Below are 24305 nucleotides of genomic sequence, written 5' to 3'. Positions count from 1 at the left end.
AATGACATTTTGGCAGTTTGCATTTAAAAACGTGACCCGGAACGCCAGAGCTTATTTCGCCTATTTTGTAAGCAGTGCGTTTTCCATCGCAATTTTTTTCTCGTTTGCAGTTTATTTATTTCATCCTAAATTGCATATGACAGACGTGAATGTTGCTCTGAACATATTAATGACAATTTCAGAAGTTGTCATTGTATTCTTTTCGTTTTTCTTTTTACTATATTCAATCGGTACTTTCTTAAAAGTACGAAAAAAACAATTCGGGATTTTAACAGTACTTGGTATATCGCCCAAGCAATTAAAGAGACTCGTATTTCTAGAAAACATGCTAATTGGTGTCCTATCTATATTTTTCGGCATTCAACTTGGACTTGTCTTCTCGCAGTTCTTTTTATTAGTTACCGCAAAAATTACACATGTGCCTGGTTTATATTTATATTGGCCTACGGGTGCCATTATTTTAACTATGATCATCTTTCTTGGACTCTTCATTCTCGTCTCATCTTTTACACCGATGCTCATTCGGACGAGAAAGGCTGTACGTCTTTTAAAAGAAGGAACAAAACAAAAAGAAAGAAAAGCATCCGTGCTTATCTCTCTATTTGGTGCGACATGTTTAATAACTGGATACGTATTAGCGGCAAATCCGTTATATTTTATGTCCCTAGGTGATATGATTGGAATCCTATATGTCGTCTCTAGCATATTTGTTATTCCTTCACTTGTTGCAGCTGGAACATATTTTTTCTTTTCACAAATTAGTTTTTTACTCATTCGTATATTAAAAACGCGAAGAACATTTTATATGAAGCGTACGAATATGCTTTGGATTTCTGATTTAGCAGCGCGCATTCGGACAAACATTAACATGCTCTTTATTGTAGCGATGCTATCAACACTCGCTTTTACTATGATTACATTCTTATACGGTTTTGGGAAATTTACAAAGTTTGATGCAATAAGACAAAACCCTTTCCCTTTTACGTATTTATCACATACTGAAAATGCGTTAGCTGATGAACATTTAAATTGGTTAGAACAAAAATTTAATGAAGAGCACTTTACTTATAAAAAGCTTAAAACGAATATATATGAAGTATCTTCGGCAGAAGAGAACCCAAAGCTCTATTATGCAATTAAACAAAGTGATTACAATATACTTGCTATGGCGTTAAACTGGGAACATCTCAACGTAAAAAATAATGAATCTTATATCCTTATGAAAGACATAGATGATCAATTCATTGGCACAATTTATGATACAGACAGGAAAGATATTCTTACACTTACTCAAAACAGCCTACAGCTACAAGTAAAAGAATATAAAAATTATAATCCTTTCCCAAACAGCTTAATCTCAACATTACTCGTATTATCTGATGAAAATGTAGAGGCATTATCATCGGTTTCAAAACAGATGAGTGTATATAACTTTAAAGTTAACGATTGGGAAAAAGCACATAACATCGGTTCGGAATTTATAACAAAAATTGATAATGATAATGAAGCGATTAAGGCTGAGCACCCACCTTTCCATGCAAGTGAAGCGAGCGATTCTCTATACACAACAAAATTAAATGTCGCTTCGTTCTTCTTAATTGGTACTTTCTTAGGTGTTATTTTCTTTATTGGTGCTGGCAGTGTTCTTTACTTCCGGATGTATACAGATTTAACAAATGAGCAAGAAAAGTATGTAACGATTACAAAAATCGGTTTAACAGAAGCCGAAATGAAACGATCTGCTACAATTCAACTTGCGATTCTTTTCTTTGTCCCATACATTATGGCATCGATTCATACGATGTTTGCCACAAAGATGCTACAAGAAGTTTTACATCTCTCGTTCTTCGCTGAGATTACTGTCGTACTGATGATTTTTGGAACGGTTGAAATTTTATTTTTCCTTTTAATTCGTTCCTTTTATATGCAAAAATTATCACAACACATTAAGTTTTAAAGGATAGAAAGGTGATTACTATGGAAGAAGTTTTACACATAAAAAACGTCTCAAAAGTGTATGAAGGAAAAGTCCCTCATACTGCTTTGAAAAATATAAATTTACATGTAGATAAAGGTGAATTTGTTGCTATCATGGGGCCATCTGGTAGCGGTAAATCTACATTTTTAAACGTTATCTCTACAATTGATTCCCCTACTTCTGGTGATGTCGTGATTAACGGAAAAAAGCCGCACACATTTCGTAGAGAGAAACTAGCTATTTTCCGCCGCCAAGAGTTAGGATTTGTTTTCCAAAACTTTAACCTACTAGATACACTAACAATCGGTGAAAATATCGTACTACCTTTAACATTAGATAATATTCCATTAAAGGAAATGGATGAAAAGCTTGATAATATTTCAAAAAAGCTTGGAATTGATCATATTTTGGATAAACGTATTTTTGAAGTTTCTGGGGGACAAGCACAGCGTACCGCAGTAGCTCGTGCTGTTATTCATCACCCTTCACTTCTACTTGCTGATGAACCAACGGGAAACTTAGATTCAAAAGCAGCAATCGATGTAATGGAGTTATTTACGAAATTAAATAAAGAAGAAGATGCAACAATTTTAATGGTTACGCATGATCCATTTGCAGCCAGTTATTGTAACCGCGTCATTTTCATTAAAGATGGAGAGCTTTACAATGAACTTCACCGCGGACTATATCGCGAGAAGTTTTATCAAGAAATATTAGATGTTTTAGCTTTATTAGGAGGAAGACGTGGATGACATTTTGGCAATTTGCATTTAAAAATGTCTCGCGTAATTCGAAAGCATATTTCGCTTATTTTGTAAGCAGCGCATTTTCTATCATGGTTTTCTTTTCATTTACTGTATATGCGTTCCATCCACGTTTACAAAGTGTACAAGGTTTTCAAGAACGAGATCCTCTTATGAATTCGGCTAGTACTGCACAGTTTATTATTGTTTTGTTCTCGTTCTTCTTTCTCTTATATTCAGTTGGATCATTTTTAAATGTACGAAAGCAACAATTCGGGATACTCACTATTCTTGGTATCTCACAAAGACAATTAAAAAGACTGTTATTTACTGAAAACATGATGATCGGGATACTGTCTATCTTTATCGGTATTCAAGGTGGCCTTGTATTTTCTAACTTCTTCTTATTAGTCACTTCGAAATTAACAGGTGCGAAAGGCCTCTATTTATATTGGCCAACCGAAGCGATTATCGTTACAACCGTAACGTTTATCATTTTATTTTTAATCGTTTCTACATTTACACCGATGTTTATTAGTACTCGTAAAACAGCGCAGCTTATTAAAGGTAACAAAAAAATGAAAGCTGAAAAAAAGCCATCTATACTCATCTCTTTATTCGCTTTAATTTGTTTAGGGCTATGCTATTATATCGCCGGTTACCCAAAAGGCTACGTAACAGAAAAAAATGTACAAAATGGATCTGTAGTCTTTATTATGTTATCTATTTTGCCACTCGTAGTAGTCGGGACATATTTTTTCTTTTCACAAACATTTCTTCTTTTCATCTATATTTTAAAGAAACGAAGAAAGTTTTATTTGAAACAAATAAATATGTTATGGATTTCAGATTTAGTTTCTCGTACCCGTAGTAATATTAATGTACTCTTTATCGTTTCTATGCTATCTGCACTTGCTTTTACAATTATTATTGGGTTATTTGCTGCTAATAACAATACAACAGCATCGGTACTAGAACGATATCCCGTCCCCTTCACTTATACATCAGAAGGTGACAATTCCCTTGAACAAAAGCATATTACTACAATTGAAACTGAGCTTACAAATAGTAATTTTCAGTACAGAAAATATAAGTTTACAGTAGTAAAAGATACAGCTTCAAAAGAAGACATTATGCTTATGAAGATGAGTGATTATAACGCAATTGCTAAACAATTGAAAAGACCGGAAATAACACTTGATTCTACACAAGTTTATATTATTTCTCGCCACTCACCAGAACTTCTCAATCTCGTATCTAATCCATTTGCAAAGCATAATACGATTACACTTGGATCTAATAAAAAAGAATTTCATATTAAAGGGTTTATTAATAAAGGAATAGAACCATCCTTTGCATTCCCACATTTAGCTGTCGTACAAGATTATGTATTTGATAATATGATTCCTCATATTGAAACAACCGTAATCTATAACTACTTCGTAGAAAACTGGGAAAATGCAATTGTTCCAACAAAAAATATGTTACGTGTTATTAGTGGTGATGCACGTAAGTTCTACGAAAAGCATACAGAAGAGAACGCTCAAGTTCCTTTCTTCATATATACAGCTACGGATGAACTCATTTACGGTAAAGGAAATGCAGTTGCTCAATTCTTTATTTGGGCATTTCTTGGTTTTATCTTCTTTATCGGTGCGGCTAGCGTTTTATATTTCCGTATGTATAACGACTTAACAACTGAAAGACAAAAGTATATTACGATTACAAAACTTGGCTTAACAGAATCAGAAATGTTTCGTTCTGCAACGATTCAATTAGGAATATTATTTTTCGTTCCTTATATTGTCGCTGGTATTCATACAATATTCGCCATTAAGTTTTTACAAAGCATGTTTTCTTTCTCATTACTGAAAGAGACATGTATCGTACTCACTTTATTCGGGATTATTGAGATCATTTTCTTCTTCTTAATCCGTTCTCTGTACATTAATAAATTATCACAGCATATTAAAGTATGAATAAAATAGCCTTGTGCAGTATGCACAAGGCTATTTTCAATAGTTTTTAATAATTAGCAGCAATATCCACCATAGCCGCCAGCATAACCGCCATAACCACCATAACCACAAGAACCGCCACCGCCGAAGCAGCTAGCACCGATGATGATTAATAAAATAAACAATACGATTAGAAGCGCAAAACCGCCGCCGCACCCATTTCTGCGGTTACAATCATCATGTCTGTGTTCACACTTTTCGCTCATTACTCTATTCCTCCTTTAGTATCATTCATAACAAGTTCTCCTTGCTCTAAATGAGGGGATTCCATTTATAGTATGTTTTCAGGGCGAATAGGAAGCTTGACCTTATTAAAAACGGGCTTGTTTTTGGAATTGGGCTTCATCAAAAAAAGATACCTGTTAAGGTATCTTTTAAATAAACATATTCAATAAAAGTGCAAAACCAAATGCAATAAATGATAACAATGTCTCGAGTACCGTCCACGTTTTAAATGTTTCCTTCACCGTCAAACCTAAATACTCTTTTACAAGCCAGAACCCTGCATCATTTACGTGAGAAAACATTAGTGATCCCGCACCGGTTGCTATAACGAGCAATTCTAAATTCACACCTGACATGTGCTGAATAACTGGTGAAACAATTCCTGCGGCGGTCGTTAATGCTACTGTCGCTGAACCTGTTGCAATTCGAATTAATCCAGCTACCATAAAAGCTAAGACGATCGGCGATAACGATATATGCTCTGCCATTTGCGCAATCGCTGTTCCAACGCCGCTTTCAATTAATATTTGTTTAAATCCACCGCCTGCACCGATGATTAAAATAATGGAACCGACCGGTAATAAACTTTCATCCGTTAATTTTTTAATCACCTTTTTATTAATTCCTTGCCTTATTCCAAGTAAATAAAATGCTGCAAAACATGAAATAAGTAAAGCAATTACTGGACTTCCTATAAATACAAAAAATTCAGTTATCTTTTTCGGTAATGAAATATATGGTGCAACCACTGATAAAATCATTAATACAACCGGTAATAAAATAATAAAAAATGAAACTTTACGACTTGGTAAATCAGTTGATACAGTTGTAACTCGAACTAGCTCTGGTTCATTTTCAGGTATAACCCTTTTATGTACCCAATTTGCAAATATCGGTCCTGCGATAATGGCTGTTGGTAACGCGATAATTAATGAATATAAAAGTACCTTTCCTAAGTTCGCGTTATAAATACCAATTGCTGTCATCGCCCCTGGATGTGGTGGCACTAGCCCATGCACAATCGATAATCCAGCAATGACAGGTAATGCAATTAATAATATATTTTGCTTCGTCGTTTTTCGAATGGAAATAACAAGTGGTAATAAAATGACGATCCCCACTTCAAAAAATACCGGAATCCCTATAACAAATCCTGCAAATAACATAGCCCAAGGTAGTTTCTTTACACCGAAAAATCGAATAAAGAAGTCTGCCACTTGCATGCCGGCCCCTGAATCGGACATCATTTTTCCTAAAATTGTTCCGAGAGCTAAAATACCAACTAGATGCCCTAGTACACTACCGACACCAGTTTCATAGGCAGTCACTATTTTCGTCAAATTCAATCCAGACATGATAGCTAAAAATAAACTCGCAACTGTTAAACTAATAAATGCATGCCATTTCCACCATGATACCCCTAAAATAACAATCGCGATTGCAAATAACGTGACGATTAATAAGTATATATCCATCTCTCATTCCCCTTACTTTTATCCCGTATTTGCAGGCAATAAACACCTAATTGGTGCGGGATGAATCTAATGAAACACTTTATAAAAAAAGAGGGCGAATCCCCTCCTTTTATACGTCATAATTCACTACATAATGCTGCATTTCTGTGTTGTAGTAGCCTTCGCTATATTCAATTACTTCGCCAACTTCATCGTAAGAATAGCGCATACGTTTTAATAACGCTGTCCCCTCTTTTTCACCTAACGCTTCTGCAACGAAACTAGGCGCAAGTCCAACAGCGAATTCATCTCTGAAGTTTTCTAAATGTATACCTCGGTCTTCAACTAAATCGTAAAGCGATTGCAAGTCAAAGTCCGATAAATCTGTACTTGCCATGTGTGCTGAGAAATAGTGCGTATAATGAATGTACGGTGCATCATTTAACGTATATAAACGTTCAATGCGAAAACTTCCCTTACCGAATAATCGAAATGGCACTGTTCCTTCTTCATTATGAATGACTTCTGCTTTTAACAATTTCTTTTGTACTTTATATCCTTCTTCCACTAACACTTCTGTAAATTTCTTACCCTTTGACAACTTTGTCGCAGAAGTATTACGGATCACTTTCGTTCCTTTACCGCTTTTCTTTTCCAAATATCCTTCTTGAGCAAGTTCTTTAATTGCATTACGCACTGTAATTTTACTCACTTTGAACTCTTCTTCTAACTGCGGTTCGGAAGGAATATTCGTATGAATCGCATATACACCATGCAATATTCGATCACGAATAATATTTTTTATTTGTAAATATAATGGTCCTTTTTTCCTCGTTACGTTCACCGTTACACCCACTACCTTTCTACATCACCTACTGATGCCGTCATTGCCCGAAGTATATCCTTCTCTGATGACATTGGCGTATCACCGACGATTGTATGTGCAAGCATTCCAGCTGCTGACGCAAATGAAACAGCTTTCTCTGGTGCAAACTCTTCTATCTCGCCATGAATAATCCCGCTCGTATAAGCATCTCCAGCACCTATTCTATCATATACAGAAAACGTAAGTGTTTTTGCAAAAGTGAACGCACCATCTTTACATATAAACCCACGAAGCGAGTGTGTATTATCGCTATTAATAGAGCGATGTGTACCAGCAATGGTAGCGATATGATATGTTTCAGCCACTTTTGGAATAAGATCAATAAGTTGTGCTTCTCGCTCCGTCTCTTCTGTTTTCATTCCAAGAACGAACATTGCATCTTTTTCGTTCATCATAACGATATCAGCAAGAGCTAGCATTTCTTCATAATGCGATTTCGCCTGCTCATATCCGTCTTCTCCCCAAAGAGATGGACGATAGTTGCAATCAAAAACGACAGTGCCTCCGCTTTCTTTAACTGCTTTCGCTAAAGATTTCATATGATGGCGTACCGTATCATTCATCGCAAGTGTAATCCCGCAAAAATGAACGATATCAATTTCCTTTGCGATTTCTTCAAATTGATACATTTCTTCACATGCCGTATTGAAACTACTTTCTAATCGATTTGAATATGTAACGCGGCTTGCACGTGCCCCAAATCCATTTTCCAAAAAGTACATGCCGACATATTTACCGCCTCTTGAAATGAACGGCGCCTGAATGCCTAACTTTTGAATATGTGATACCGCAGCATCCCCAACTGAATTCTCCGGTAAAGTTGAAATAAGAAAACCTTCATGCCCGAGATGAGAAAGTGCGGCTGCAATGTTCACACCTGTACCAGAAAATGAGTAATTTAATGTGTTAGCTTGTGACAACAATTCATATCCTGGTACTTGCAGGCGCATCATTACTTCACCGAACGCTGCAATTTTCTTACGCATATTGATCAACTAACTTCTTCACTACCGCTAATAATTCACGCACATCTTCTGTTTTCGTATTACCAGTTTCTTTATCAATAATAGAAGAGTATACGTGCGGGATAACTTGTTCTACGTTTGCTTCAAGCGCAATACGTACAATTGTTTCAAAGTTTTCTTTATCAATTCCGCCTGTTGGCTCTAATGCAAATCCCTCTTCCGCACAAGCCTTCGCAACTGCGCGATATTCTTCTTCATGAGCTAAACCTTTCATTGGGAAGTATTTCAATGAATTTCCGCCCATATCACGTACAAGTGCGATTGCTGTTTTAATTGGAACGATTGCTTTTTCTTCTCCAGCTGCACTAATTGGACCAGTAGAAATATTTACGTACCCTACTTTTCCTGTTGGTGATACTAAACTATTAATCCAGCTATCTTTTCCGCCAAGATTTGCACGTGTCGCTCCAACTGAAGGGAACACTTGGTTAATATGACTACCAGGATAATGCTTCGCAATTTCAGCTACAACTGCCGCTTGGCGATTATCCCCTGCTCCTAGTCCGATTGATACAGCGTCATCAATTTCTTTTCCGTATGCTTTCATCGCTGTAACTGCTTCTTCTACTGTTGGGTAGTCTTTTGATAACACACCTACTACTACATAACCTTCTGCTGCTTCAAAAATATCTTTCGCATTTCGGATATTGTTCGCTAATACATTTAACGCTACACGGCCTTTATAAAAACGTTTTTGAATGTTTGTCATTTTAGTTTCCCCCTACAATTTCTCTCATTTTTTCTTCAATTACATGTATGTCATCACCTTGAAGTGGACGTGGATCGATATCAAAGAATCCTTGTCTTACGCCGTAATCACGTGTATAAATTGCGATTTCCCCTTCGCGTAATGCTGTCACAACGTCTTTTGCCGATTTATTTAACTCTTTTTCGTTAATATGAATACGTGCTCTAAAGATCGCTCTTCCTGCTTCATCTTGAACAATTGTTACATTTACACCGTTTAATTCTTTTAGTGGCATAAGTACTTGTAATAACTCTTTTTCTTGCTCACTCTTATCTTCTTTTACTCCGTACTCATCAAGCGCTTGAAGTAAACCGAAAGTTGTTTCTTTCCCGACTTTCATACTTCTTCCGATGCAATGTAATTGCACTTTCAGCCACTCAATATATTTTCGTTTACCGCCAACAATACCAGAAGTAGGTCCTTCAATTGCCTTTGAACCGCTATAAATGGCAAGGTCTGCATACTTCACATATTTTTGAATATCTTCTTCAGCTGCCGCATCGACGATAAGTGGTACGTTATTTCGCTGCGCAACTTCCCATGCTTCTTCAACAGAAATCATATTTTTTTGCACAGCGTGATGGGATTTCACATACAGAATCGCTGCTGTATTCTCACCAATTGCATCTTCAATATGCTCTGCTTTCCCTTCATTGGCGTAGCCAACTTCTACAAGTTTACCGCCGCCTAAATAAATCATCGTTTCAACAGGAGCACCGTATTGAACGTTATGACCTTTTAACATAATCACTTCGTTTTTCGCGATGACTTCTTGATGAAGTCTTTCACTTTTACGGCGATTTCCTTCTGTAACGATACCAGCGATAGAAAGCGCAATTCCGCTCGATGCTGAATTCACAACGACCGCTGCCTCTGAATCTAGAATTCTCGCAATATGGTCTCCCGCTTTATCTACTAAATCAGCAATTTCCACATAATTTTGTCCACCATGTTTCATTGCATCCATAACTGTATCTGTCGGAGCGGATACACCTAAAATACTCATTCTACCGCTCGCATTAATTACTCTTTTTAATCCGTACTTAGCATTCAATGAATGACCCATTGATTACAACCCCTTTCGTATCAATTCTTCTTTCAGCAACGCGCTGATCCCCTTCTGAATCAATTAACGTAATCGGTTCATCTTTCACCGTAAATAAAGTTAAGTTTGCAATATCGCCTTCTTGAATACGGCCAAGCTCTGGTTTTTTCAGCCACTCTGCCGCATGTTTCGTCACCGCATCAATTACCTCTTCTAGCGGATATCCTAAGTAAAGGAATTTCGAAAGAACGTGAGCCATACTATACACGGGACCGTGTATACGATTCTTTCGGTAAATATCTGTACTAATTGTATTAAAAGCAATATCGTGACGCTTCGCCGCTTCTGCTATTTTAAAAGAAAAACTAGCATTACCATGACCAACATCTAAATGAACACCTCGCTTCACTGCATCTAGTAATACAGGTAGCGGTTTGCCTTCTTCATCAAATAAATTATTTTCTTTCCCGTTTAAGTAATGTGTAATCACATCATCTTTTTCTAAAAGAGGTACAACTTCCTCTATGCGAGGAGGTGCTGAACCGATATGTACCATAATCGGTAATGATGTTTCACGGGATAAAGAGCGTGCAACATGAAGCGGTTCAATTCCACTATCACAAACGACACTTTTACTCATTCTCGCCTTTAACCCAACGATTACATCTTTATACTTTTCTACTGCTTCTATTACTTTCTCTTTATCTATCCATTCCATGTTGGATAATTCATCAATTCGTTTCAAACCGATGCGAGAAATATTTAAAAAGGCAAATAAATTCGTTTTTGCCTGCTCTCTACTTTTTACTAAATCTGCAATGCGATCAGCTCCGCAGCTACCCGCATCAACAATTGTCGTTACCCCTTGCTTAACACCAATTTCATCTACCTCATCGCCATACGGATCAAACTCTGGAAAAGCGTGAACGTGTAAATCAATCCAGCCACTCGATACGTAAGTACCAGAGTAATCAAGAACCTTTCCACCCTCACCAGCACCAGCTTTCGTCACCTGTGCGATTTTGTTATTTTCAATTACAATGTCAATCTCTTCCCCGTTCACACGTTTCACATTACGTAGTACGAATCGTTCTGTCATTGTATTTCCACCCTTTTCTATAAGAAGCCATAAGAATACGCTTACATTAAAGTTTCATTTTATATGTCTTTCACACGTTTAGCGTAACACAAAAAAAGGGAGAAGTAAATATAACGTTATAATGTTTAAAAGTAAATAAAAAGATTCTACTCAAAATGCTAATAGTACAGGAAATTATATCAACGGTTCGACAAGGAATATCGATTTACCGACAAAAAACGTCGATCCCTTTCTTATATAAGAAAAGGCTGCTCCAAAAGGGAACAACCTCTTTATCTATTCCTGAACCGTCACAATAACCCCATCCATATTATTCCCCGAAATTTCATACTGCTTATTCGCCGGAACATTCACTTTCCTGTTCCCAGATACTTTATAATAAGAAACCGTATATTTCTTACCTTCCACATCCGTTGTGATTTCTTTTTTCTCTTTTAAGAAGTCTAAGTACTCCTCTAATGTAATTTTCTTTTTTTGCATAATCGCACTATGAGGTAAGCCGACATAACGTATATGCCACGGCTCATATTGAATGCCTGTAATATCGCTTTTATTTTTCGGATAACGTAAAACAAAGCCGTTCTTCCATACATTCTCTTCAATCCACTTTCCTTCAGGCGCTTTCTCCATTTTCTTTTGCGTAGATCCAACGTCCAGTGATAATCCTAAATTATGTTCACTGTATCCTGCTGGAAGTGCATAGTCAGAGCCCATTTTTTCATATAACTTTTCTTGCTCTTTAAAATCTCGATATCCGCTATTCATTAAGAAATGCTGCACGCCATCTTTTCCAGCTGCATCGACAACGTTCAAAAACTTGCTCACAACATCCTTTGATAAGCGAAGATTTCTATCAAATATGACGTAACCTCTTACTAATTCACTATTATGATTTACATTTATAATATCGGATCTAATACTATTTTTTTTAACGGGGTAATCTTTATTAACTAATAATAGATTCCCTTTATAAACTTGTTCTTTTGTAATCTCTATATTTTCAGTATTCGCAGCTCTTACCTTATTATCTTTATCTGCAACTTTAACATCGATCTCTTTTTGAAATAATGGTGATATATAAAAGCCTACGCAGACTGTACATAGTATAAAAAGAGAAATAAATACCCACTTTTTCATCTCTAGTTCCTCCTTAACGTAACTTACGTATAGAATAGAAAAAACTATTAAAATAAAAAGTGGGGTAAAGTTTAAATTTTTATTAAATTGCTTCGCTCTCTTCTTTTGGCAACCTTACTTCAAATATCGTTCTAATCACATTACTTTCAGCAGAAATCGTCCCGTCATGCTGCTCAACAATATTTTTCGCAATAAATAGCCCAAGGCCTGTACCACCTTGTTGCTCTGATCTTGCCTTATCACCTGTATAAAACATATCAAAAAGATACGGTAAATCTTCTTCCGGAATGCTGTCTCCGTAATTAATAATTTGTACGACTACCTCTTCACCTTCAATATATCCGTTCACATCAACAAACTTTCCATCATACCCGTAGCGAATCGCATTCGTTAAAAGATTTTCAAATACCCTCGCTAATAATTTCCCGTCACCGTTAATAGGTAATTGCGGCGTCATATTCAATCTCGCTTCTAATTCCTTCTTTTCTAATAACGGATATAATTCTTCGTCTAACTGAATAAGCAGTTCACCTATATCAATTGGTCTTTTTTCCAGCTTCAGCATCCCATAATTCATTCTTGTGATTTCAAATAATTCATCAATTAAACTTTCCAGCCTTTCAGATTTCGTAAAAGCAATTGTGGAAAAGTGTTTAATTTGTTCCTTCGTCAAATTCTCATCTTTAAGAATTAAATCTAAATAACCTAAAACGGACGTTAACGGCGTTCTCAAATCGTGAGCTAAGTTAACAATGAGCTGGTCTTTACTACTTTCCGCAAAGTCTCCCCGTTCCACTGCTTCCTTTAACTTTTCACTCGCTACATTAATTTCGCTTGCAATATATCCAAACTCATCATTTGATGAAACGCGAACTTCATTTGTAAAATCCCCGTTCGCCAAATGGTGAATCCCGTTTGAAATCTCATCAAAATATTTTACATAAGGCCTAGTAAGAAAGAAGAAAAACATAATGGACAGAGGAATGAAAATAATTAAAAAGAAATTAATATCCCCGATTTGTCTTACCATTGACCGAACTTGGGCTAATGGATCCTCAAAACGAACGACTAATTTATAATAGATCCGTAATCCTTCATAAATGATATATGTTACGCCACCAGCTAATACCATACTTAACGCAAATAGCATAACCATCTTCAAGCGAAAACTTTTCATCTTTTTAGCCATTGAAAGTATAACCTACTCCCCACACTGTTTTTATTAACTTATTCTTTCTTTTATCTTCCCCAAGTTTTTTCCGCAATGTACGGATATGTACCATAACTGTATTTCCGCCTTCAAAATAATCATCGGCCCATACTTGCTGAAAAATATTTTCCACATTGTACACTTTCTTCGGATGGCTCGCTAATAAATATAAAATATCAAACTCTTTCGGTGTTAATTCAACTTGTTCTCCGTACACATTTACTGTTCTTCGCTCAGGATCGATAACGACTCCGCCTACCTCTAAAGCAGATTTATTCTCCGCTATTTTCGGATGATTTAACGTAAGAAATCGGCGTAATTGTGCATTTACACGCGCGACTAATTCAATCGGTGTAAAAGGTTTCGTCATATAATCATCTGCGCCTAATACTAAACCTGTCACCTTATCAAAATCAGACGTTTTCGCACTTAAGAAAATGATTGGCATATGGTGTTTCGCACGAATTTGGCGCGTCACTTCATAGCCATCTATTTTCGGCATCATAATATCTAAAACCACTAGATCGATTGGCTGCGTTTCAATAATATGAATTGCCTCTTCTCCATCAGCTGCTTTCACAACGTGGTAGCCTTCTTTTTCTAAATGTATCTCAATTAAATCGGCAATTTCTGCCTCATCATCCGCTATTAAAATTGAAATGCGCTTCATTTTACTCCCCCTTTATACGCTCGATTGTAAACTAGTCTATCCAATTTGTACAATACGAAAAGGTTACTCGCGGGAGTAACCTTAGTAAATGAAATTATATCGACGATTTTTCAAATATATCGAACACAACTTGAATTATATCGGCGATTTTTTAATATATCGACGTTTCGACAAGGAATATCGACTTACCGACAATTAACGACGAAATTCGCCCCCTATTTGAAAGACTCAACCTACCGCTCCAAAATAATTCGCTGCTTCGTAATTTCCGCCAGCCTTCCGCGTTCTACTTCATAATCAGCTTCAACGCTTTGTGGTACCGTCACTTTCCCGCCCTCAAGCATCACTTCCGGCGAAATAATATCCCTCTCCCAGTGCCTACTAGAGGCAGATATATCGCCTGGAATTGTAAAGTTCGGCAGTGAGGCAAGCGCAACATTTTGTGCTCGTGAAATCCCCATCTCTACCATACCGCCGCACCAAACGGGTATGTTGTGCTCCATACAATAATCATGGATTTGAATCGACTCCGTTAATCCGCCCACTCGCCCTGGTTTAATATTTACGATGCGGCAACTGCCCAGCGTAATCGCAACGCGTGCGTCTTCTAAACTATGGATGCTTTCGTCTAAACAAATAGGCGTTTCTATTTTCTTTTGCAGCTGTGCATGATCAAGAAAATCGTAGTCCGCTAGTGGTTGCTCAATCATCATCAATTGAAATTCATCTAGTCGTTTCAATTTATCTGTATCCGCTAACGTGTACGCTGAATTTGCATCAGCCATTAACGGGATGTGCGGGAACTCTTTACGAATCTGTTTCAATAATTCGTAATCATGCTCTGGCTTTATTTTTACTTTAAAACGCTCGTACCCTTCTTCTGCGTACTTCTCAATTTGTTTTAACATAACCGGAATCGTATTGATCCCAATTACAACGCCGACCTCAATTTCATTCCTAGTTCCGCCAAGTAATGCCGCTAACGATTTCTTTTCATGCTTCGTATATAAGTCCCAAACAGCGCCTTCAATTCCGGCCTTTGCCATGCGGTTTCTCTTTATATGTTGGAACAAACCGGGTACTTCATTCGGATGAGAAATCTCGGCCTTTAATAAATCAGGTAATAAAAAATCTTGAAGTACATGTAGCGCTGTCTTCACTGTTTCTTCCGTATACCACGGTTCAGAGAACGCAACGACTTCGCCAAATCCAATGTATCCGTCTGTATCCTCTAACTCAATGACGATACTTTCACGCTTTTCATACGTTCCGTAACTTGCAGCAAACGGGATTACGAGTGGCATTTCTGTTATATGAAGTGTCGCTTTTTTTATTTCCACTTACATCTCCTCCACTAATTGTCTTAACTCTCGTCTTAACAATTTCTTCGAAGCATTTCGTGGTAATTCCTCTAAGAAACATGCTTTTTTCGGCACTTTATATTTCGCTAATTTCTCCTCGCAAAAATGAAGAATTTCTTCTTCTGTTACCTTTCCGCTTTTTACAATAAAAGCAGCAGGTACTTGTCCCCATTTATCGTCAGTCATACCGACAACACCAGCTTCCGCTACCATCGGATGAGAAAGTAACACTTCTTCAATTTGGGCCGGGTATATATTCTCTCCACCAGAAATAATTAAATCACTGCGTCGATCTAATACGTATAAAAATCCTTCTTCATCTAAATAACCGAGGTCACCAGTATGAAGCCATCCGTTTTGAATTGTTTCGCGCGTCGCATCTTCACGGTTAAAATAACCACCTGTTACGTTTGGTCCTTTTACTACGATCTCGCCTTCTACTAACGGCGGCACTACTACGCCATCTTTTTCAATACGAAGTTGGCACTGAAATAGTGGTTTCCCAGCTGATCCTACTTTCGTTAACATATAATCCGCGGATAACGTACAAATTTGTGATGATGTTTCTGTCATACCGTACGTTTGATATACAGGAATTCCTTTTTCTACACATGTTTCGAGTAACGGTTTCGGTGCTGGTCCTCCTCCAAGTAACATGCATCGTAAAGAAGATGGGTATGTCTCTTCTCCAAGTCTTTTTAATAAATCAGTTAACATTTTAGAAACGACAGAAATAATCGTTACGCCTCTCGTTTGAAGTGCTTTATGAATAAAATCAGCATCATATTTTGGAACAAGTAAAATGCGCATGCCGTACATAATATTTTTCATGAGAAGAGATAACCCGCCAACGTGGAACATCGGCATACACGCTAACCAGCAATCATCATCACGAAGCCCTAAGTTAAGCGAAGAGCCAACCGCACTTGCCCAGTGATTGCCGTACGTTAAAATAACACCTTTCGGTTTCCCAGTCGTCCCCGACGTATAAATAATGGTCATCGCTTCTTCTAAAGAGAATTCTTCTTGTATAGAGGCTTCCGCCTTCGGTCCATTCATCATTTCGGCGAATGAATATACAGGAACATTTTTAGCCTCAAAATCTTGATCCGTTACTAAACAAATAACTTCAGCATCATCCATTTGCCAAAGTAGCTCTTCTCTTGAAAGACGCGTATTTAAAAGTACAGCTACTGCACCTACGTAAGATAGGGCGTGAATAACTGTAATCATCTCCATACCATTTTTCATCAGAACAGCCACCTTTTGCCCACGCTTCACTCCTACATGCGTGAGGTGTCCACAAACAGATACTACTTTTTCATGCAGCTGCACGAAAGTAACTTTCTCTTCCTCTATTTCAATTGCAGTGCGGTCTGGTGTTAAAAATGCACGTTGCTTTAACCAATTTGGCATAGTTTTCATCATACATTCTCCTTTCATGAAAGAAAGAGACTTGATATGACATCAAGTCTCTTAGTTGTTTTGTTTCCGGTTTGATCTCATCTAGCTACAGCAGCTAGAATGCTCCGTGGCTTCACTTCTTCCTACGAGGCAAAAAGCGCCTCTACGTCAGAAGCTCCATCCCCCTCACATTCTGAACGAGTTACTTTCGCTTTTGGTTTAATCCAGCTACAGCAGCTAGAACAGTCGGTCGTTTCACGCCTTCCTACGAGGCAAAAAGCGCCTCTACGTCAGGAGTTCCAACGCCCTCTTGTTCTAAACGAGCCGCTTCCGTTTTTGGTCACATCTAGCTGTGCCTCCTAGCCCCTTCCGTCTAAGAACCTTCCGCACGAGAAAGTAAAAAACACTTTCTGTGCGAAAGAACCTTAGCCAGCGGGGCTAAGCAGTCGGCTCCGCTTTTGATTTGATCACGGGAAACGAGGGAATTGACCGAAGTCCGGACTGCGTTTTTCTTTGAACGCGTCACGACCTTCTTTTGCTTCGTCAGTTGTGTAGTACAATAACGTTGCATCTCCAGCTAGTTGTTGAATACCAGCTAGACCGTCTGTGTCTGCGTTGAATGCAGCTTTTAGGAAACGAAGTGCCATTGGGCTGTTTGCTAAGATTTCTTGTGCCCATTGTACTGTTTCTGCTTCAAGCTCTTCTAATGGTACTACTGTGTTTACTAAGCCCATATCAAGCGCTTCCTGTGCGCTGTATTGACGGCATAGGTACCAAATTTCGCGAGCTTTCTTGTGGCCTACCATACGAGCTAAGTAACCAGCTCCGTATCCACCGTCAAAGCTTCCTACTTTAGGACCTGTTTGTCCGAATACAGCGTTGTCTGCAGCGATTGTTAAGTCACATACGATATGAAGTACGTGTCCACCACCGATTGCATAACCTGCTACCATTGCGATAACTGGTTTAGGAATTGCGCGAATTAGGCGTTGTAAGTCTAATACGTTTAAACGAGGGATTTGGTCGTCACCTACATAACCACCATGACCGCGAACTTTTTGGTCGCCGCCAGAACAGAATGCACGTCCACCTTCACCTGTTAAAATGATAACGCCAACATTTGCATCATCACGAGCGTGTGCAAAAGCGTTGATTAACTCCATTACCGTTTTAGGACGGAATGCGTTATGTACTTCAGGACGGTTAATCGAAATCTTTGCGATACCATTGTATGTTGAATAAATAATATCTTCGTAATTGCCTTCTTTTACCCATTCAATAGCCATTACAACTACCTCCTTGTATATTTCTGATCTCCTCTATAAGTGTAGCTTCCTTCTTAGATGAACAAGCATCACTGCATAGTTTTTAGAAATCCCTTTACTATTGTATCAAACTTTTCCGGTTGTTCCACATGAATTGCATGGCCAGTACCATCAATTTTCACAAATTTCGCGTCAGAGACGCATTTTTCGATGTTTTTTAATATGCGAAAGAACTTTTCATCATGCTCCCCGTTCATTAAAAGAACAGGTATTTTTAAGTTTTGCAGCTCGTTCCACCATGAAGGCTGAGCCCCTGTTCCCATGCCGCGCAAGCTATTTGCAATTCCTTTTGGATTGTTAGCAAGTCTTTCTTTTCGCACTGCTTCTTGTACGTTTTGTGCTAAACGTTTTTGCGTTTCAAACAGCGGAATATTTTCCCACATCGTTACAAAACTATTGATGCCTTCTCGCTCAATTTTATTGGCAAGTCGCTCATCTTTTTCACAGCGTTCTTTTCTAGCCTCTTCACTTTCAAGCCCAGCTGTACAATTTTCTAACAAAAGGGAATGTACATACTCTGGATATAGACATGCCATCGTAATCGCCAGTCTACCGCCCATTGAATAGCCAAGTATGTGCGCTCTTTCAATATGAAGGTAATCTAATAGTTCTTTCATTTGCAAGGCTACATTTCGAATATCATAGTGAGTTACATCTTCAGGACTTTCCGTTTTTCCGTGCCCCACAATGTCTACTAAAATGACTTGAAACTGCTCACTCCAAGAAGGAACGAAGGAACGCCACGTTTCCATGCTTCCCGTAAAACCATGAAGAAGTAGAAGTGGTTCCCCGCTTCCGACTACTTCATATTCATACGATACACCTTGCAGCGTTACGTTCATTTTGATTCACCTTGCAACGATGTAGTAATTACGTCCTGCGTTTTTGCCCATAATTTACGGTGCAATGTTAAGTTTTCATCACGGTTCGTACAAATTTCTACAACGTGTAAACCTTCCGTCGTCGTTCCCTTTTGTACCTCTTCTCGGAATTGCTCCCAACCATTTACACGGCTAAATGAACCGCCGTACATTTTGACAACATGCTCGTAATCAAGTCCAATTGGCGTTCCAAATAATGATTCGAAATGTTCCTTTTTCTCATATTGTGGTAAGAATGAGAAAATACCACCACCATCATTGTTTACAACGACAATCGTTATATTTAATTCATGTAATTTTGCGGCTAATAATCCGTTTAAATCGTGATAGAATGATAAATCACCGATCACTAATACGAGCGGATCGCAAATAATGCTCGCTCCTAAAGCTGTCGAAATGATGCCATCAATCCCATTTACACCACGGTTTGCCATCACTTGGATATTTTTATCCGATGTGAAGAAGAATGAATCTGTATCACGAATTGGCATACTATTACTCGCAAATAATGTTGCCCCTTCTGGTAGTACGCGGACGATATCCGTAATAACTTTCCCTTCAAATGCAGTTTCATATGTTTCCATTTCACGAAGCGTTTCCTTCGTTTTTTCGTTTATATGTTGCCACATTCCGAACCAATCATTCTTTTTCATAACTGGCAGTTTTTCTATTAATGCACTGCAAAATGCAATATCACTTGCTTGGACAACTTCTGTCGCAACGAGAGCTGGATCTCTCCATTGTCCAGATTCGTCAACAACGATATGAACAGCTTTCGTCTGTTTTTTGATGAACTGCGTTAATGCTTTCGAAACAGGCATACCACCAAAACGAATCATAACTTCTGGCTTCCACGTTTCTTTTAACAGCTCATTTCGTAAAAATGTATCGTAACAGTCGATTACCATCGTTTTATCGTGATGTCCGCTACGAATGTTAGAAAGTGGATCCGCTAATATTGGATATCCCGTTTTCTCAGCTAGTTCTGCCGCAAACGCTGCGATTTCTGAATGACTATCATCTCCACAAATAATAAGCCCCTTTTCCATATGTGAAAGGCGCCCTACAAGAGAATCTACATATTCACTCGGCATCATCACGTTCCCTTGCTGAACTACTCCTGTATATTCCCCGCGTCCTTTATCCCATAAACTTTCTAATGAGAAATCTGGGATAAGCGGCTCGCGAACTGGAAAATTAAGATGAACAGGTCCTTGCGGCGCTAGAAGTGCGCTTGCTATCGTGCGCTGCGTCGTCATGCGAGCATAATGATACATCGCTTCACTCGCTTCTGGAAGTGCCATCTCTGTAAATTGCTTCACAAATGTACCGTATAAATTGAATTGATTCATCGCTTGTGGCGCACCAACATCTCTTAATTCATGCGGTCTATCTGCCGTTAAGACGATAAGCGGCACTCGTGAATGAAAAGCTTCACATACAGCTGGATAATAATTTGCTGCTGCCGTTCCTGACGTACATAATAATGCAACAGGGCGTTTTTTTGCTTTTGCGATACCGAGCGCAAAAAATCCCGCTGATCTTTCATCTACATGTAAATATGTGTTCATTCCTTCATGTTGTTCCATTAGTAGAGCAATCGGTGTTGACCGTGAGCCTGGACTAATGACAACATCACATACATTTAGACGCGTCAGTTCATCCACGAACGCGCCTAAATAATATGATAATGCTTCTATATGATTGTTCATTTCATTAATTCCTCCAAAGCACCAAGCATCGGTCTAAACTTCAAGCTTGTTTCTTCATATTCAAGTTGCGGTACTGAATCAATTACAATCCCGCACCCAGCAAATAAGGATGCTTTTGCGCCATTTAATAATCCGCAGCGAAGTGCAACCGCAAATTCACCATTTCCTTCATCATCTATCCAGCCAATCGGTGCACCATATAACCCTCTGTCTAACAATTCAACATCACGAATCAGTTTCATCGCTTCCAAACGAGGTGTCCCGCCAAGAGCTGGTGTTGGATGTAATTCTTCTACCATTGTCAAAAGACTCGCATCGCCTTTTGCCTCTACAGGCGTATATAAATGAATTAAGTTTTTCGTTGTTAATAAGCCCGGACTTTCCGGAATATTAACGGATTCGCAGTGCTCATTTAGTACTCCTCGAATCATGTTCACAACATAACCGTGTTCAGCTAAATTCTTTTCATCATGAAGAAGCGCATTACTATTTCGTTTACTTTCTTCTATAGATTGACCATGACCAGTTGAACCAGCAAGACACATCGAAGTAAACTTCTCATCTTCTTTGCGAATTAATCTCTCTGGCGTCGCTCCTAAGAAGCATGCTCCTTTATAATCAAAAGAAAATACGTAACAATCTGGTTGCCCAATGCTAAGTGCTTCTAAAACAAGAGCAGAATCAATATGATGATCCATTTCTACTTTTAGCTCCCTCGCTAATACAACCTTCTGTACGTTCCCCTGCTTCATCTCATCTTGCACTTTCCCAATGGCCTTCATCCAGCCTTTCGGATCTACTTCTACTTTAGAAGTAACTGTTAATTTCGATCCTTCGAGTGCACATTTACTCTCCCCAAAAATTTTCTCTTCTAAAGAAACAATTTCGTTATAAAGAGTTTCTGCACAATCAGTTGCCGAAACGAATGTATTCATTGTTAACCATGCTTTTTCATTTTTTACAGTTAATAAAAATGCTGGTAGTGAAAATGTCGTATCATCAAATTCTTTCCATAAGTCGGTTTTCTCTTTTTCTTGGTCAAATGAAAATCCACCAAATAAAAGAGGACCTGTTCCAAATTCGTATCTTTCTCTTTGTACAAATGCTTTCTCTTTTACTTTGTCCCACTCGTCACGGGCCGTTTGAAAACGTTTGTGAGAAGAAGTTGCTATAGTGAAAACAGAGCCAATTCCAGCAAATATTACATGCTGAGCTGGGTCTGCAAAATAACATCTATTTTCGAATGAAATCCTTTTTCCTGCTGCATAAAACAGAAGCGGATCTATCCAGTCTATTTGTTTTACGAAGCTAACCAATATTTTTTCATCCGTTGCACGCTTAATGGCTGCACTAAGAACTTCTTGCAAGCCTATTTGTTTCGTTTGAATCACAATTGTCTCCCCCCTATGGGCGAAAAATAGTCATAATTACGCTTGATTTTAAGATACACCTCAAACGAAAGGCCTGTCAACGTTTAGCATTTCTGAGAAATTCACCTTCTCTTCCTAGAAAATAAACGTTGACACTAAATGATGCTTTTTCTACACTTAGTTGTGTACAATATGTGACCAAAGGAGGATTCAACATGGAAATGAACGTCGAAACGAATTCCTCTCCTACGGCGCCAAAGCCAAGTAAGCAAACCGGCTGGCGCATTTGGTGGAGTTTACTACGTCCCCATACATTAACAGCAGCTTTCGTTCCTGTTTTCATCGGAACAGCCTATGCGATGCAGGTCGGAGGTATAAATCAAATACATCTCCCTCTTTTCCTTATGATGCTTATCGCTTGTCTTCTCATTCAAGCAGCAACAAACATGTTTAATGAATACTTTGATTATAAAAGAGGACTCGATCACGAAGGGTCAGTTGGTATCGGCGGCGCTATCGTTCGCGATGGCATTCAGCCAAAAACGGTGCTTAACTTAGCATTTGGATTTTTCGGGATCGCAATACTATTAGGTGTTTATATTTGTATGAATTCTAGCTGGTGGCTTGCTGCAATCGGTCTTGTTTGTATGGCCGTTGCTTACCTTTATACAGGTGGCCCACTTCCAATTGCATATACACCATTTGGAGAGTTAACAGCCGGATTATTTATGGGTGTCATTATTATTGGAATTTCATTCTTTATTCAAACTGGAACTGTAACATCAGAAGTCGTTTTACTATCTATTCCAAGCTCCATTTTAATTGGTGCCATTTTACTAGCTAATAACATTCGTGACTTAGATGGCGATAAAGAAAACGGTCGTAAAACGTTAGCAATTCTCGTTGGACGCGAAAGAGCCGTTGGTGTACTCGCTTCTATGTTCATCGTTTCTTATATTTGGACAATCGCTCTGATTATCGTTAACATCGTATCACCATGGATGCTTATCGTATTTTTAAGTGCACCGAAAGCATTGAAAGCGACGAAAGGCTTTATAGGCAAAAGTATTCCAATGGAAATGGTACCTGCGATGATTGCAACAGCAAAAACAAATACAATCTTCGGTCTCCTCATGGGAATCGGATTATTGCTTGGATATTTCCTCTAAAAGGAGCTGCTTATGCAGCTCTTTTTTCATATACCAATTTCAACTCATAATTCCTACTCTCAACGCCCATACTATGTAAAGAAACTGAATTGTAGGAAGGTGGACGACTATGTTAACTCCACAACAAATAAATCAATTTAAATCTATTTTAGAAAAACAACAACAAGAAGTTGAACAAACAATACAAACTCATGAGAATACAGATCGTGCTTCTGAACGCGATTCTGTTGGAGAATTATCTAGCTATGACAATCATCCAGGTGATATGGCTACAGAATTGTACGAACGTGAGAAAGATTTCGGGCTCATCGAATTTTGGCATAAGCAGCTAGAAGATACAAAACATGCCCTGCAAAAAATTGAAGAAGGTACGTATGGAATTTGCGAAGTATCTGGCGAAGAAATTCCGTTTGAAAGATTAGAGGCAATGCCAACCGCTACAACATGTATTCAGCACACTACAAATAAATTAAATATGAACACGCGACCAGTTGAAGAAGAGGTGTTGGCTCCTTCTTTTCACAAGCACGACGAAGATCATTCTGTAGAATACGATGCTGAAGATGCATGGCAAGATGTCGCAAATTATGGGACATCAGAAACACCGTCCGATTTAGAAAGACAGGATTCCAAAAACTATAATGGCATGTACGTAAATAGTGAAGAAAATGTTGGGTATATAGAGGATTTCGAAAATTTTATTGGAACAGACATGTATGGCAAAAATCCTCAAGTTTTCGCCACAGAAGAGCATGAAGAGTATGAACAAATGCTTGATGACTTTGAAGAGCGTACTTTCAAAGGCGAATTATCTTCAAATGAATCTAGTTCCAAAGAATAAAAAA

General features: G+C 38.2%; 21 protein-coding genes. 5 read left to right on the top strand and 16 right to left on the bottom strand.

Translation table 11 applies throughout. From position 1 onward, the window contains the following. The first annotated feature begins 1 nt into the window (after position 1). The 3 genes from QCI46_RS03115 to QCI46_RS03105 are packed head-to-tail and all read left to right on the top strand — an operon-like array spanning position 2 to position 4700. Positions 2-1957 carry an FtsX-like permease family protein gene (locus QCI46_RS03115; protein ID WP_353839565.1) on the top strand — a complete coding sequence of 652 codons (1956 nt, stop codon included), beginning with the start codon at positions 2-4 and terminating at the stop codon, positions 1955-1957. 20 nt (positions 1958-1977) lie between these two features. Continuing rightward, entirely contained in the window at positions 1978-2730 is a 753-nt protein-coding gene (locus QCI46_RS03110; RefSeq protein ID WP_000393249.1) for an ABC transporter ATP-binding protein, read from the top strand. Beyond that, on the top strand, positions 2727-4700 hold the full coding sequence (locus tag QCI46_RS03105; RefSeq protein WP_353839564.1) for an FtsX-like permease family protein: 1974 nt from the start codon (positions 2727-2729) through the stop codon (positions 4698-4700). Before QCI46_RS03110 ends, QCI46_RS03105 begins: the two co-directional genes overlap by 4 nt. A gap of 53 nt (positions 4701-4753) precedes the next feature. Here the strand turns inward: QCI46_RS03105 and QCI46_RS03100 are convergent, their stop codons facing one another. From QCI46_RS03100 to QCI46_RS03025, 16 genes are all read right to left on the bottom strand, one after another. Further along, on the bottom strand, positions 4754-4945 hold the full coding sequence (locus QCI46_RS03100; RefSeq protein WP_001290406.1) for a YjcZ family sporulation protein: 192 nt from the start codon (positions 4943-4945) through the stop codon (positions 4754-4756). Positions 4946-5113: 168 nt separating this feature from the next. After that, positions 5114-6439: a gluconate permease GntP gene (gene gntP / locus QCI46_RS03095; protein ID WP_327958196.1), complete on the bottom strand. Its 1326-nt coding sequence runs from the start codon at positions 6437-6439 to the stop codon at positions 5114-5116. A gap of 109 nt (positions 6440-6548) precedes the next feature. Further along, positions 6549-7274, bottom strand: coding sequence for a GntR family transcriptional regulator (locus tag QCI46_RS03090; RefSeq protein WP_353839563.1), 726 nt, complete (start codon positions 7272-7274; stop codon positions 6549-6551). After that, entirely contained in the window at positions 7274-8290 is a 1017-nt protein-coding gene (locus tag QCI46_RS03085; protein ID WP_353839562.1) for a sugar kinase, read from the bottom strand. Before QCI46_RS03085 ends, QCI46_RS03090 begins: the two co-directional genes overlap by 1 nt. Next, entirely contained in the window at positions 8283-9038 is a 756-nt protein-coding gene (dagF, locus tag QCI46_RS03080) for a 2-dehydro-3-deoxy-phosphogluconate aldolase (protein ID WP_000181936.1), read from the bottom strand. Before dagF ends, QCI46_RS03085 begins: the two co-directional genes overlap by 8 nt. Position 9039: 1 nt before the next feature. Next, complete coding sequence (locus QCI46_RS03075; protein ID WP_353839561.1) at positions 9040-10143, bottom strand: DgaE family pyridoxal phosphate-dependent ammonia lyase; 1104 nt, start codon at positions 10141-10143, stop codon at positions 9040-9042. After that, a complete protein-coding gene (locus QCI46_RS03070; protein ID WP_353839560.1) occupies positions 10121-11221 on the bottom strand; it encodes an amidohydrolase/deacetylase family metallohydrolase in 1101 nt (366 codons plus the stop codon). Before QCI46_RS03070 ends, QCI46_RS03075 begins: the two co-directional genes overlap by 23 nt. Before the next feature lie 276 nt (positions 11222-11497). Further along, positions 11498-12358 carry a M15 family metallopeptidase gene (locus QCI46_RS03065; protein ID WP_353839559.1) on the bottom strand — a complete coding sequence of 287 codons (861 nt, stop codon included), beginning with the start codon at positions 12356-12358 and terminating at the stop codon, positions 11498-11500. A gap of 82 nt (positions 12359-12440) precedes the next feature. Next, positions 12441-13547 (bottom strand): HAMP domain-containing sensor histidine kinase, encoded by a 1107-nt coding sequence (locus tag QCI46_RS03060; protein ID WP_353839558.1) that lies wholly within the window; start codon positions 13545-13547, stop codon positions 12441-12443. Beyond that, positions 13540-14238: a response regulator transcription factor gene (locus QCI46_RS03055; protein WP_071757554.1), complete on the bottom strand. Its 699-nt coding sequence runs from the start codon at positions 14236-14238 to the stop codon at positions 13540-13542. Before QCI46_RS03055 ends, QCI46_RS03060 begins: the two co-directional genes overlap by 8 nt. 233 nt (positions 14239-14471) lie before the next feature. Continuing rightward, positions 14472-15578 (bottom strand): o-succinylbenzoate synthase, encoded by a 1107-nt coding sequence (menC, locus tag QCI46_RS03050; protein WP_353839556.1) that lies wholly within the window; start codon positions 15576-15578, stop codon positions 14472-14474. Further along, on the bottom strand, positions 15579-17024 hold the full coding sequence (locus tag QCI46_RS03045; protein WP_353841825.1) for an o-succinylbenzoate--CoA ligase: 1446 nt from the start codon (positions 17022-17024) through the stop codon (positions 15579-15581). A gap of 446 nt (positions 17025-17470) precedes the next feature. Further along, positions 17471-18289: a 1,4-dihydroxy-2-naphthoyl-CoA synthase gene (gene menB / locus QCI46_RS03040; protein WP_000963888.1), complete on the bottom strand. Its 819-nt coding sequence runs from the start codon at positions 18287-18289 to the stop codon at positions 17471-17473. Positions 18290-18357: 68 nt separating this feature from the next. Further along, positions 18358-19170, bottom strand: a complete 813-nt coding sequence (gene menH / locus QCI46_RS03035; RefSeq protein ID WP_353839555.1) for a 2-succinyl-6-hydroxy-2,4-cyclohexadiene-1-carboxylate synthase — start codon at positions 19168-19170, stop codon at positions 18358-18360. Beyond that, positions 19167-20921 carry a 2-succinyl-5-enolpyruvyl-6-hydroxy-3-cyclohexene-1-carboxylic-acid synthase gene (menD, locus tag QCI46_RS03030; RefSeq protein WP_137012150.1) on the bottom strand — a complete coding sequence of 585 codons (1755 nt, stop codon included), beginning with the start codon at positions 20919-20921 and terminating at the stop codon, positions 19167-19169. Before menD ends, menH begins: the two co-directional genes overlap by 4 nt. After that, positions 20918-22312, bottom strand: a complete 1395-nt coding sequence (locus QCI46_RS03025; protein WP_353839554.1) for an isochorismate synthase — start codon at positions 22310-22312, stop codon at positions 20918-20920. The genes menD and QCI46_RS03025 overlap by 4 nt, the downstream gene beginning before the upstream one ends. A gap of 194 nt (positions 22313-22506) precedes the next feature. On the opposite strand from QCI46_RS03025, the gene QCI46_RS03020 reads away from it, so the two are divergent. Beyond that, positions 22507-23460 carry a 1,4-dihydroxy-2-naphthoate polyprenyltransferase gene (locus QCI46_RS03020; protein WP_048541149.1) on the top strand — a complete coding sequence of 318 codons (954 nt, stop codon included), beginning with the start codon at positions 22507-22509 and terminating at the stop codon, positions 23458-23460. Between the two features lie 109 nt (positions 23461-23569). Next, a complete protein-coding gene (locus QCI46_RS03015) occupies positions 23570-24301 on the top strand; it encodes a yteA family sporulation protein (RefSeq protein ID WP_353839553.1) in 732 nt (243 codons plus the stop codon). The last annotated feature ends 4 nt before the right edge of the window (positions 24302-24305 follow it).

It is taken from the genome of Bacillus cereus group sp. RP32 (genome assembly GCF_040459735.1).
Lineage (GTDB): Bacteria > Bacillota > Bacilli > Bacillales > Bacillaceae_G > Bacillus_A > Bacillus_A wiedmannii.
Note: the sequence above shows the minus strand (reverse complement) of the source record. Positions and strands in the feature narration are given on the sequence as shown.